This is a genomic window from Ruegeria sp. AD5, assembly GCF_056542345.1.
This window is the reverse complement of the sequence record NZ_JBQFZR010000001.1, coordinates 1,213,193-1,225,335: the sequence shown is the minus strand read 5'-3', so window position 1 is coordinate 1,225,335 and position 12,143 is coordinate 1,213,193. Positions and strand designations below refer to the sequence as shown.

Sequence of the window (12,143 nt, the reverse complement as noted above, 5' to 3'; positions counted from 1 at the left end):
TATGGTAAAAGAATCACAAACCCGCTTCGTCTCTCCCAAGGCTTGGAACCGCATCGAGCAGTGGTCCCGCCGCAAACCTGTGTTTGCGCTCATGGGGGAATTCAGTGCAGGCAAATCGACGTTGATGAATTTCCTGCTGCGCAAACAGGCACTGCCGACGCAGGTCACAGCGACGCAACTGCCGCCGATCTGGTTCAGCTGGGGCAATCGACCCGCCTATATCAAACGCCATGATGGTAGTACGCAGAATATCGAATTGGATCAGCTTGAACAGGTTGGTGTCAACGACGCCCAGTTCATTCGCATCTTCCTTGAAGCCGATATTCTTGAGGCGGTCGACCTGATCGACACACCCGGCATTTCGGACCCGAAGATTTCGACGGATGTCTGGCAACGCGCAGTTGGCCAGGCCAATGGTGTGTTGTGGTGCACGCACTCGACCCAAGCTTGGCGGGAGACTGAACGTGCCACTTGGGTTTCGCTGCCAGAACGTCTGCAGCACAAGTCGCTGTTGTTGGTGACGCGCGCAGATGCTTTGAATCAGAAAGACCGTCAAAAGGTCTTACGCCGTGTAAATCGGGAAGCGGGTCATTTGTTCAATCGCACGATCCTGTTCTCGGCCCGTGATGCCATCATGGCCCGTGACAAAACCGGCGACGCCGAGCTGTGGTCACGCAGCGGCGGCGGCAAGATGGTCGACAGTTTCCTTGAGATCACTGAGCAGATCATGGACAGCCGTGCGGATATGCTGTCGCGCTATCAAATTGACAAATCCCTGTCAGACGCGCCCAAAGTTCAGCCATCGCGGCCCGAGAAAACCTCTGGCGATGCACCGCTGAAACTTGTCACGCCGATGGAAGATGACTCTGCCGAGAATGATGTGGTTACAAGTTTCCCGGTACGCCCTGCCCGCGTGGAGCGTCGCACCGAGGAATCCGGACAGGCGCGAATTGATGCAGAAGAAGCCGAGCGGATGCGCGCGGAAATGGCGACCGAAGCGGAGCCTGCTGATGAAGACTTACGTGCCTTGTTCTCTGACAAGACGGAAGATCCGCTGGATTTGAACCTCTTGGCAAACCCCATCACCGACGTGGATGAGTTTGATTTCATGGATGACGATGATGAGGAAGAGCAGGAAGATGCCGAACTGATCGTCTTGGGTGAAGAAGAGGACGAAGCGGAAGCAGTCGAAGCTGCGGACACCGAACAAGAGCCGTCGGAAGACGCCGAAGAATCATCAGATATCGAAGTATCGGTTTCGTCGATTACGGCCCTGCTGGCGGAACAGTCGGAAAACTCGGCAGACGAATATGAACCGGAGCCCGAATCGAATGCGCTTGCTCCAAACCGCGTCGTATCAATGGTGGGTGAAGCTGTTGCCGAAGAGATTGAAGATGCAGCCGATGACAAGGCAGATGATTTGGGCGATCGCCTCATAGAAACGCCACTCAGTGCTGCAGCAATGTGGGGTGAAATCGTGGCGCGTGAGAACCTGCCTGACGATGCAAATGGCCTGAAAAGCGCCTTTGCAGCATTCTTGTCCGAGTTTGACCAGATTGCGTTGGAACATGACTCTAAGCGGAATCAAGACATACCGCGCGCCGTTTCTGAGGCTCGCAAGAACGGCGGAGCGGAGTGGCATGCGATTTAGATTAAACCCGAAGGTGGGCATCTGAATGTCGATTGACTCTGCTCTGGCTTCGGCCATCGAAACCATACCCGACTGCATCGCAGCCGGGTATGTCGACATGGAGACCGGCATGTTATTGGGCGTCGACGCGGCGGACCAAGACAGCGCTGATGCGCTCGAAAATCTCGCACTTGCAGTAGCTAATCTGTTTCAGGGACGCGGTATGAAGGGATTCGAAGAACTCCTGCGTGCGGCAAAAATCGACGATACTGAACACCCCGGATTTGGGGAAATCGCGGTGTTCTCAAACGACCGGCTGCACATCTTTCTCAGGACAACAGAATATCCTGATCACGTGGTATGCTATATCTGCCGCGACAGCGCGAATGTCGGGCTGGCGCTTACGAAATCACATCTCAGCCTCGGGCCGGTGGCGGCCGCGGTGTAGACGGGACCAGAGGGGGTCACGCATGATGGATAGTGAAATACTGGATATGCTCGAAGGGATCGGGCGGACTTCGATCGCGCGCTTATCGCCTGCAATCTACCTATCGGGTAGCAGCGCACTGTTACGCCGGAATGAGGTGCTGGGGGCCATCCGGGGCACGATCTTGCCTCGGCGTTTGGAATTTACGGCGGCTGACGGGGCAACTTTGGCTATCGAAGTCAACAGCTCTCGGGTCACCGACGTATTCCGCTGTGCTTCGGGCCCTGTCCCGGATTTTGAAACCGAAGCACGCGAAAAACTGATCGAACGACTGGCGCAAGTGGTGTCGGAAATTGCAACGGCACCCGGCCCGCTTGAGTTGGTTTCTCTGCGCCCGGATACGGCGCTTGAGGCTGATGACGTAGGGGTTACCTTTTCGGAGGTCGAAGCGGCCTGCGCGCGGATTGAACTAATCGAAGAGCCGCGCATGGCCATCGTTTCCGACCAGACCTTAGAACCAGAAGCCCAGCCAGAAACTGCGTCACAAGGCGCCACCAGTATTGCCGGAAAATTCTTTGAGGGCGCGAATCGGTTCGCATTAGGTCGAATACTGATTGGGTCGACTGAAGACGAGATGCAATTTGACGGGTTGTGTGCGCAGGGCCAAGACGCACATCCGGACACGGATATATTGGCCCGATTCACCCGAGATCTGGCGGGATGGCAGGCCGATGGTTCCGATGCTTTAACTGATCCACAGCTGATCGTCATTCGCCCGACAGGTGGACAAGGCGCGGGTCTCGCCATCTTATGCGACGGTCAGGAAACCGCCGCCGCCGTTCATGACGCCCGCAAGCTGGGCGCTGTCGTCAACCTATGGAAAACATTGAATAGCGCCGTTGAATAACCGCGTTCCTGCCAAATAGTGTCCACTTTGCAAAGTTAAACAAAATACGAGTTACCAGGGTAAATCTTATGAGTGAGTTAAATCGCCGCGAGCTTATTCGCATCGCAGAAGACATGAACGGGACGAGCAATGACGAAACGCGTCACTTCATCTCGCGCATCGTTGACGACTTGTCGAACCTCAAGCCTTCGATAGCATTCGTAGGTCAAATCAAGGCCGGAAAATCGCGCTTGATCAACGGTTTCACCGGGCATGCAGAATATCTACCCTCGGACGTGAACCCATGGACGACAGTGATCACCGACATGCATTTCGGTCATCCGTCCGGTCGGACGTCGGGCGCCGAGTTTCATTTCTTCGACAATCGCCAATGGCAGGCCCTGATCGCCGAAGGTGAAGAGTTGCGCAACATGTTCCCTGATGAAGAGGACAGCTACAAGCGCGAGATGATCGAAGAGCAGGTCGAGGCAATGAAAACCCGCGCCAAGCTACGCTTGGGGGAAAGCTACAAACACCTTCTTGGCGAGCATCACGATCTGGATGAACTGACCTCGGATGACCTGGCGCGCTATGTCTGTGCCGGGGATGACCCGACGGATGAAGACCAGTATGACCCCGGTTCAGATCGGGGCCTTTACAGCGACATCACCCGTAAGGCCGAGGTCTATTTTGACATTGGCCATTTTCCGTATCCGGTGACAGTCACAGACACACCCGGTGTCAATGACCCGCTGCTGATCCGTGAAGAGATCTCGCGCCAGTATCTCAAGGAATCCGACTTTTTCGTCGTCGTGCTGTCTGCGCATCAGGCGTTGTCGCGGGCTGATCTGAAGCTATTCCGCCTGATGCAAGCGCTAGAGCTTGGTCAGATCGTGGTCTTCATCAACCGCGTGGACGAGTTGGGCGGTGGCGCCGAAGATGCCGGCAAGGTGCGCACAGACGTATTGGACGGGCTCGAACAGGCGCTTGGCAACTCGGAGATTGACGTTCTGATGGGCAGCGCCCAATGGGCCCATTATGCGCTGACCGGGGATGAAACCGGAATCGACCATGATCAGATATTGGCGTGGCTGAGGGCGCATCCCGAACAGATGAAGCAATATCTTGACGGCGTCGAAGAGATCAAACAAGGCCCCGGCCCCATCAGCCGCGAAGGTGTATTGCGATTTGCCGCGATGATCGCGTCGGGCCTGCCCGATCTGCGCCGTCATGTGACCAAAGCCCTGACCGAAGGACCGCGCCAAGAACAGCTTAATATTGCGTGGCAGCACCTCAACAGTTTTGCCCAAGGTGAGCTTGAGCGCAGCACTGCGCGGCTTCGTGCGATTGAGGAAAAGGATGGTCCCGACACAGCGGATGTCGAAGAAAACAACAAAACGCTTTCTGAGTTGCGCGCGCTAGTTGAAGATAAATCCAAGGCCATCACCAATGATATGGACGATGTATTGGCCAATTTGCGGGGTGTTATGGATGACACCGTCGCCGAGGCTGTCTCGATCGTTGTGCGCGGACCTGATGGGCAATCGCCTTTGCTGGCCAAAGACGGAGATACCGAGCTGAACTTTACGCCTCTGCGTGAGCGGATGCGCGAGCTTGTCCAGGGCGCGACCCAGGTGGTGCGGCAGCGCATGCTTAGTGAGCTTTACGCGATCGATATGCAGACCAATGCTGCTTTGCGCGCCCTGCCCGGATGGCAGGAACCCGCGGACAATCGCATGAATACCAGCGCGGTGCGTTGGTTCCGTCCGAATACAAGCGCACTGACGCGTGGCATCACGGTTGAGTTGCGTGTGACATGGCTGTCGCGACTGATATCGCGTCGCAGTGTGTTGAACCGCGCCGAACGGATGATCGTTCAAGAGTTTGAGATGATCGGAGACGATCTTGTAGATACCGCCAGAAGCGACCTGATCGAACGGATGAAAACCGTTCTTGACCATTATATGGCGCTGCTGGCCGGGCATCTGGAACATCGCGCAGGCCCCGATGGGTCGAACGCGCGCGCCGAAGCGCAACGTGCGGTTGACCAAGCGCGGCGCATCAGCGATGAACTAGGGGCGGTGCACGGAACTGCACCCGTGGACACTCGACAGGCAGAGGCCGCAGAATGATTGAATTCCCCGGAACCGAGAAGGAAGTGCGCCAGCTAGAGCGTTTCCTGACCGCCACCGAAAATGCTCCCTCATCGGCAGAGCTGGATGATATGCGCGCCCGCGCGCTGGCCCATGCCGAGCGGCTTTCGAACGCGGTTTCCATTGGTTTTGCCGGAGAGTTTGGAGCCGGAAAGTCCAGCCTTGCCAACATGCTGGCGGGGGCAGACATTCTGCCCACCGGGCCGCAGCATCTGAAATTGCCCCTGGTGATCGTGGCCTATGCTGATACGCCTGAGACAACCGTTGGTTGGTGGGACAAGGAACCCAAAGTCTATTCGGGTATAGCGCTGGAAAAGGCAGCGGCGGACGAACCCGATTTCATCTCGGTCGGGTTGAACACCCCTGCCCTGCAGGAGATTTCGCTGTTTGATCTGCCCGGTGCCGGTGCACTGGATGATACCTACAAACAGACTCTAAATTTGCTCGACTATGTGGATTGTGCGATCTGGTGCACCAATGGCACCAACGCCTGGCGTGAAACCGAACGCCATTTGTGGTCGCAGGTCCCTCAAAAACTGCGCAATAACAGCTTGTTGGCTGTAACACATGCCGATTTGCCTCCGGTGCGGGATGCTCTGGATCGGGTAGTCGCACGCCTGAACAAGGAGAAGGGCGATTTGTTTCGCGCGGTTGTGACCATCGGCACCCCGGTAGCGGTACGGGCCATGGAACAAGAGCCTGAACCCGACTTTGCTTTGTGGGAAACCTGTGGCGGGCAGAACTTGGCAGAACAGGTTTTGCACATAGCCTCTGATCACCGTCGCCATGATCTTGAGGCCGCCCAAAAAGATCTGGCTGAAGAGTTTATGCCTTATCTGGAGAACCTTACTGGTGCGGCTTCGACAGATGGCGCTGAGGCCGACGGCAATACTGTGCAGGCAAGCCTAGAGGCCGCCCTGCCCCCCCTGGACAATCCGATCCTTGAAGACTGGCTTGCGGCCATCGCCAGCATTTACAACGACCTGCGTGAAAGCTCGGATATTGAACCGGCGGCCTTCCTGCAAAGCTGTCAGGAAATCGTCGAGGATTTTGCCGAAAGGTTAGAATCTGGTACCGAAATCGATCCCAAAGCAGACTGGGTTCCGGCCGAGTTTGAAAAGGCCACTGACCTGTTGCTGTTGCTGCAGTTTGAAACCGGGGACGCACCGCTGAAGGATGCAATAGGCATTCTCGCACAACTCAGCGACAATCTGGCTTGGGCGGGCAGCTCTGTTGCGTCGGCGCCCCCAAAAACCGGCACATAAGTTTTTCCCGCTTGAATTGAGCCGCATCGCAGCGATTCGAAGCGTTCGGAATCAGCGCGATATTGTTTCGAATTCGTGGACCAAGCGTCTATTTCGGCGGTATAGAATCCATTTCTTCCATCAGGCAAACACAACATATTGTGGGATGAGGGTCTGGACTCACTATATAGGCGATTTCGATTTTTGTGATCCATAGTGAAGCCATCAGGCGGCCCCAATAAAGTCAAATTTGAAACGTCTAACCGTCTTAAGTGTCCTGCGGTTGTGTTTGGTTGTGAGTTCGCGGGCTGAAGCCCTGGTTATCTATGCCGCAATAAACGAGTAGAATGGGCGGGAAGAAATGAGCCACAACCAGGCGGTCGGCGCAACGCACGACGAACCTCAGATCGAAGGATTGCAGCCAGGCGCAAAGCTGCTGCGCGGACAGTATGAAATCCTCCGGTTCCTAAGCAACGGCGGGTTTGGGATCACCTATCTCGCGCGCGATAGTCTGGATCGCGATGTGGTCATCAAGGAATGCTATCCGGGGGCGCTCTGCCAGCGGAATGGTGATCTGGTCGAACCTGCCAACCCTGACCACAAAGAAGACCTGCGCGCCATTATCGACCTGTTCATTCAGGAAGCACGCAACCATGCGCGGCTGGTTCATCCCAACATCGTCGACGTGCATCAGGTGTTTGAGGACAACGACACCGCTTATATCGCGATGGACCTGATCCGCGGATGCGATCTGCTGGATTATGTCGAAAACCCCGAAAATAAGAGCGGACCGGACTTTATCGTTCAGGTCACCGAAAAAATGCTGTCTGCGGTGTCGTTCATTCACCAAAGCGGCATGCTACATCGCGATATTTCACCCGACAATATCCTGATCGATGAGAATGGCGAACCCATCCTGATCGACTTTGGTGCAGCACGCGAGCAGGCGGCACACAAGTCAGCGGCGCTATTGACGCTGCGCGTGATTAAGGACGGGTATTCGCCACACGAATTTTATGTGCGTGGCGCGGATCAGGGCCCCAGCAGTGACCTCTATGTCCTGGCTGCAACGCTGTATCATGCGATCAGCGGCGAGCGACCGATTGATGGCCAGACACGTTTGAATGCGTTCAACAACGGCCAAGACGATCCTTATGAACCGCTGACAGGGCGATTCAAAGGTTATCCTGACGGGTTCCTTGAGGCGATCGACAAAGCAATGGAAGTGCACGCCACTGACCGTGTACAAACCGCATTGGACTGGCTGCGTATGTTCCGTGGTCCCGGTGTGATGTTCGACAGTTTCGCGTATCGCCCTGTTTCGGTCATTGTTGGCATGGATCGCAAAGACGAAGAGGCCGAAAAAGAACGGATCAAAGCCGAAAGCGAGAATGCGGAGGCCGTCGTGACCGCGCTGCTGGCCGGGAACTCTGATCTGGCCCTCGGGAACGAGGAAAAAACGGAAGACACTCTTGCTAAATTTGCACCTCAGGACGAGGCCGTTGCTGCAGTCGACACCGTTGTAAAAAGCGGCTCGGGCGGCAGTGGCAAGATGATCGCGGGTATCGCGATTGTATTGGCGGCTCTGGCAGGAGGTGGATACTTCGTAATGACGGGCGATCAGCAATCGCCCGAGGCAACTCCGGTGACTGCAGAGGCTCCGACTACTCCGGTGCCCGCAGAAGCAGCTCCGGAACCCGTCGAGCAGACCGCCGAAGCCACAACAGAGCCGCAACAGGCCGAAGTCGCTTTGGCATCAGAACCAGAAGCGGCGCAGGAACAACCTGTCGAGCAGGCTAATGAGGTGCCGGAAGCCGCCATTGTGTCAGAGCAGCAACCCGAAGAAATCGCCTTGGTGGAACCTGAAGTGGCGGAACCTGCGGTTGAAGACATCACACCCATCGCACCTGCGACGCCGGTAAATCTCGCCGAAAACCAGGTCGCATTTGGGCACTGGGATATTGAGATTCCATTCACGATGTCCAAGCGTCGCAGCTCGACCGGGAGTGTCATTGCCATCAATGCATTGAACGCCGGGCAAGATAGGTCGGTGATCGGGGATTGGGTCGAACGGGGCGCTACGATTTTTACTCTGAATGGTGAACCTATTCGTCCGGACACAACGCTTGCATCGTATGTTCTAGATAATTTCTCGGTCGATCCAGACGGGTATATCCGTGTAGCAGCGCGCTATCGCAGTCTGGGCGAAACACGCGCGCAGAATGGATTGCTGGCCCTGCCCGCCTTCCGCAGTTTTGGCCTTCTGAACGGTTATTCGTTTGATGTGGCTCATGCGGGCGAGGCAGGTTGGCAAACCGTCGTCGCATCTGTTCCGGAAGAAGTTGCTGGCAGTTTGCAGCGGGGGGATGTGCTGCTGCGCGAAACACAGACTGGTGTCTCGATCAATGAGCCCGAAAGTCTGGACGGCATCCTTGCTCAACTTGTTTCCGACAACCAACCCGAGGCGCGCCTAAGCATTCTGCGCAACGGAGCTGAAAGTACTGCGGTCATGCAACTAACGCAGGAGTGATCGCCCAGTTGATGTGACTATCGCCAGTTTCAGTGTGCTGGGGGTGCCGCCCATCGCGCCACCCCGTCGGGGACCAACCCGTCGCGACGTAAATGTTTCTCTGTTTCCTCTTCATCAGTGCCCTGCGCCTACGGCGAAGCGGTTTGTAGCAGTCCCGCGGGTAAAACCCCGCATCAGAAATCAAAGAAGGTGACGACACCATGTTCAAATACAAAAGCCCTCTGAGCCGGCTTCTAGAAGGTGCCGGAAAACCGAAAGAAGAAGATGCGGTGGAAACCGAAACCGTTGCGGAAGCGGTCGAAACAGAAAGCGCTGCTCCGATTGCGGATTTCAACGCCCTGCGCGCGGCCCTTGCGGGTGGAAACGTTAGCTCGGACAGCTACGAGGAAGCAGACGAACTGATCCCCGAAGAACCGATGCCCGAGTTTACGGAAGACCAGATCGAAGATCAGGCGACCGAAGAAGAAGTGGCCGAGGTTCAAGAGGTCGAAGAAGATGAACAGATTGTCACGCTTCATCTGACTGCGGAAGACGAGGTTCAGGACGATAAACCCGAAGTCACCGTAGAAGAACCAGAGGCCATCGAACCTGAAGTCGTATCCGAAGTTGCGGGCGAGGTGGAAATCACCGCAGAACCCACACCGGAACCGGAGCCTGTTGATGTAACCCCGGAACCCGCCATGGTCGCACCTGCGCCTGCACCTGCACCTGCACCGGCTGAAGATCGGCGTTCTCGTGTGAAGACGACGTTTTTGGGTTTCGAGCGTGCAGACACGCATGTTCAGGAGCTGATGGAAACAGCTGAGCCTGTTGAAAAGACAGAAGCGGCCGAACAGACATTCCCGGTTGGCTGGCTGGTTGTGACCGCCGGACCGGGCCGGGGTGCCGCGATTACCTTGACCGAGGGATTGATGCAGATCGGTCGGAACGACGATCAGGCTATTCAGCTGGATTTCGGCGACACCGGGATCTCTCGCAGCAATCACGCCGTCATCGCATATGACCCTGAGGACCGGAAATGCTATCTGGGCCATGGCGGCAAGGCCAACTTGGTGCGCCTGAATGGCAAGCCTGTGCTCAGCACCATAGCCTTGTCCAGTGGCGATCTGATCCGGATCAGCGAAACCTCGATCCGCTTCACCGCTTTCTGTGATGACGGCTTTGACTGGCGGGATGCCGATTAATGCTGGCGACCCCTGCATATGATATTGCCCTGATCCTGGACCAGGGTCAGCGCGACTCGCAGGAAGACGCGATTGCTGCGCGGGTCTCTGACGCGGCAGACGCGGGTTATGTTGTGATTGCCGACGGTATGGGTGGTCATGAAGCGGGTGAAGTCGCTTCGCAGTTGGTCATTTCAGCCTGGCGCGATGCGATGGATGCCCAGTTGGATGGGCCCGACCTTGCTGAGAGCGCACTGCTCGACGCTCTGCCGTTGGCCGCAATGCAGGCCAATGCCGCTATGGCGAGCCATAGTGAGGAAAACGAGGTCAATCTGGGCTCCACCCTTCTGGGCATGTTGATGCTGGATCAACGCGTATTCTGGATCTCGATCGGTGACAGTCCACTTTACCTGTTCCGCGATGATGCCCTGTCACAGGTCAACGAAGATCACTCGATGGCCCCGGTGATCGACGAACAGCTCGCACAAGGATTACTGAGCGCGGAAGAGGCGCAGGGCCATCCGGATCGCAACCAACTGACTTCGGTGATCATGGGGGCTGCGATTCCAAAAGTGGATTGTCCGGAACAACCATTGGCGCTGATTGCGGCAGATGTACTGATCCTTGGCAGTGATGGCCTGCAATATCTCGGCAATTCCGAGATCGAAACGCTGGTGCGCACGCATATTCATTCCCCGGCTCGCGATATTGCTGATGCGCTGCTTCAAGCACTGCATGCAAAGGCAGACCCGGATCAGGACAACATTTCAATCGCCGTGGTCAAACCGGCACAGACTTAGACAGGCAGTGAAACAGGACAAAATGCGAAACCATCTTATCATATCCACCCTCGCTCTTGCTGCTGCAACAGGTGCAGCATCGGCGCAAGAGGCGTGTTCGACTTATGAAATCCAGCCCGGTGATAGCTTGCGGGAACTGGCAATTGCCGTCTACGCGACGGAAGATTACCGGATCATCTATGATGCGAACCGGGATACGATCGGGTCGAACCCCAATATCATTCGCGTCGGTGATGTCCTGACTTTCCCTTGTCTTGAAGATATCGGGCGCGCGGCGCAACTGCCGGATACCGAAGCTGGCCGCATGGCTGCCGAAATGGCCTCGGAACTGGTCAAAGCTGCCGAGGAACGGGCTGAAAAAGCCATTGCTGAGGCCGAAGCCCGCGTGGCCGCTGCAGAGGCCGAAGCTAAAAAGACCAGCGAAGAAGCAGTAATCGCGGCCAAGGCTGCGGCCAAGAAAGAGATCGAAGCAGCGCGTGCGGAAGGAGCGGCATTGATCCGCAACGCGGATGGTGGCGAAAGCCCTGAAATTCGTGACCGTCAGATTTTGTTGATCACGGGTGGTAACTACGCCCCGTTTACGGATGAAGCGCTGCCAAATCGTGGGCTTTATACCAACCTGGTTGAAACCGCGATGCTGCGGGCCGCGCCCGAGCAGTCCTACAAGATTCAGTTCGTTAATGACTGGTCGTCGCATCTGGACCTATTGATGCCGACTCTCGCCTTCGACGCCACATTCCCTTGGTCGCGGCCGAACTGTGAACAAGCCGCTACGTTGTCGGAAAATGATCGTTCACGGTGCGAAACCTATAATTTCTCAAACCCATTCTACGAGGTCGTTGATACGTTCTTCGCAAAAAGCGGTTCGGGTTACGAAGAGACTCTGACTTATGCAGATTTCGCGGGCACAACGATTTGTAGGCCGGAAGGTTGGTCACTGTCGCATATGGATGCAGTTGGTCTTTACGAGCCTGCAATCAATCTTATGCGCCCCGTTTCACCCGATGATTGTTTTCGCGCAGTCATGGATGGCACAGCCGATATCGTCGCGATCGAAGCGCATCTGGCGGTCGAAGCAATCGGGCGTCTGGGCTACGAACATCAGATCATCGAAAACCCCAACCTAGCGGCAATCAAGTCGCTTAACGTCATGACCCACAAAGATAATCCGGATGGGGAAGCGATCCTTGAGACGCTCAACCAGGGTCTGGCGATCATGCAGCAATCAGGCGAGTGGCGCGACATCGTATCTACCGCACTGCGCTATCAAATGGAAAATGGCTAAGGCCTTGATTGGCCCAACGAAACAA

9 protein-coding genes are annotated in these 12,143 nt (G+C 56.1%); all 9 read left to right on the top strand.

Features of this window, described 5'->3' with window-relative positions; translation table 11 throughout:
- Position 1 precedes the first annotated feature (1 nt).
- The 9 genes from ACR0JG_RS06090 (at position 2) to ACR0JG_RS06050 (ending at position 12,118) form a co-directional block, all read left to right on the top strand.
- Positions 2-1,651, top strand: coding sequence for a dynamin family protein (locus ACR0JG_RS06090; protein WP_480568131.1), 1,650 nt, complete (start codon positions 2-4; stop codon positions 1,649-1,651).
- 25 nt (positions 1,652-1,676) lie between these two features.
- A complete protein-coding gene (locus ACR0JG_RS06085) occupies positions 1,677-2,078 on the top strand; it encodes a hypothetical protein (RefSeq protein ID WP_170511880.1) in 402 nt (133 codons plus the stop codon).
- 22 nt (positions 2,079-2,100) lie between these two features.
- Positions 2,101-2,964: a hypothetical protein gene (locus ACR0JG_RS06080; RefSeq protein WP_480568129.1), complete on the top strand. Its 864-nt coding sequence runs from the start codon at positions 2,101-2,103 to the stop codon at positions 2,962-2,964.
- A 68-nt stretch (positions 2,965-3,032) separates the two neighbouring features.
- Complete coding sequence (locus ACR0JG_RS06075; protein ID WP_480568127.1) at positions 3,033-5,075, top strand: dynamin family protein; 2,043 nt, start codon at positions 3,033-3,035, stop codon at positions 5,073-5,075.
- Complete coding sequence (locus tag ACR0JG_RS06070) at positions 5,072-6,361, top strand: dynamin family protein (protein WP_480568125.1); 1,290 nt, start codon at positions 5,072-5,074, stop codon at positions 6,359-6,361. The genes ACR0JG_RS06075 and ACR0JG_RS06070 overlap by 4 nt, the downstream gene beginning before the upstream one ends.
- Before the next feature lie 340 nt (positions 6,362-6,701).
- Positions 6,702-8,870, top strand: coding sequence for a serine/threonine protein kinase (locus tag ACR0JG_RS06065; protein WP_480568123.1), 2,169 nt, complete (start codon positions 6,702-6,704; stop codon positions 8,868-8,870).
- A gap of 200 nt (positions 8,871-9,070) precedes the next feature.
- Complete coding sequence (locus ACR0JG_RS06060) at positions 9,071-10,054, top strand: FHA domain-containing protein (RefSeq protein WP_480568121.1); 984 nt, start codon at positions 9,071-9,073, stop codon at positions 10,052-10,054.
- A complete protein-coding gene (locus tag ACR0JG_RS06055; protein WP_480568119.1) occupies positions 10,054-10,833 on the top strand; it encodes a PP2C family protein-serine/threonine phosphatase in 780 nt (259 codons plus the stop codon). The genes ACR0JG_RS06060 and ACR0JG_RS06055 overlap by 1 nt, the downstream gene beginning before the upstream one ends.
- A 22-nt stretch (positions 10,834-10,855) precedes the next feature.
- Complete coding sequence (locus ACR0JG_RS06050; RefSeq protein ID WP_170509290.1) at positions 10,856-12,118, top strand: transporter substrate-binding domain-containing protein; 1,263 nt, start codon at positions 10,856-10,858, stop codon at positions 12,116-12,118.
- The last annotated feature ends 25 nt before the right edge of the window (positions 12,119-12,143 follow it).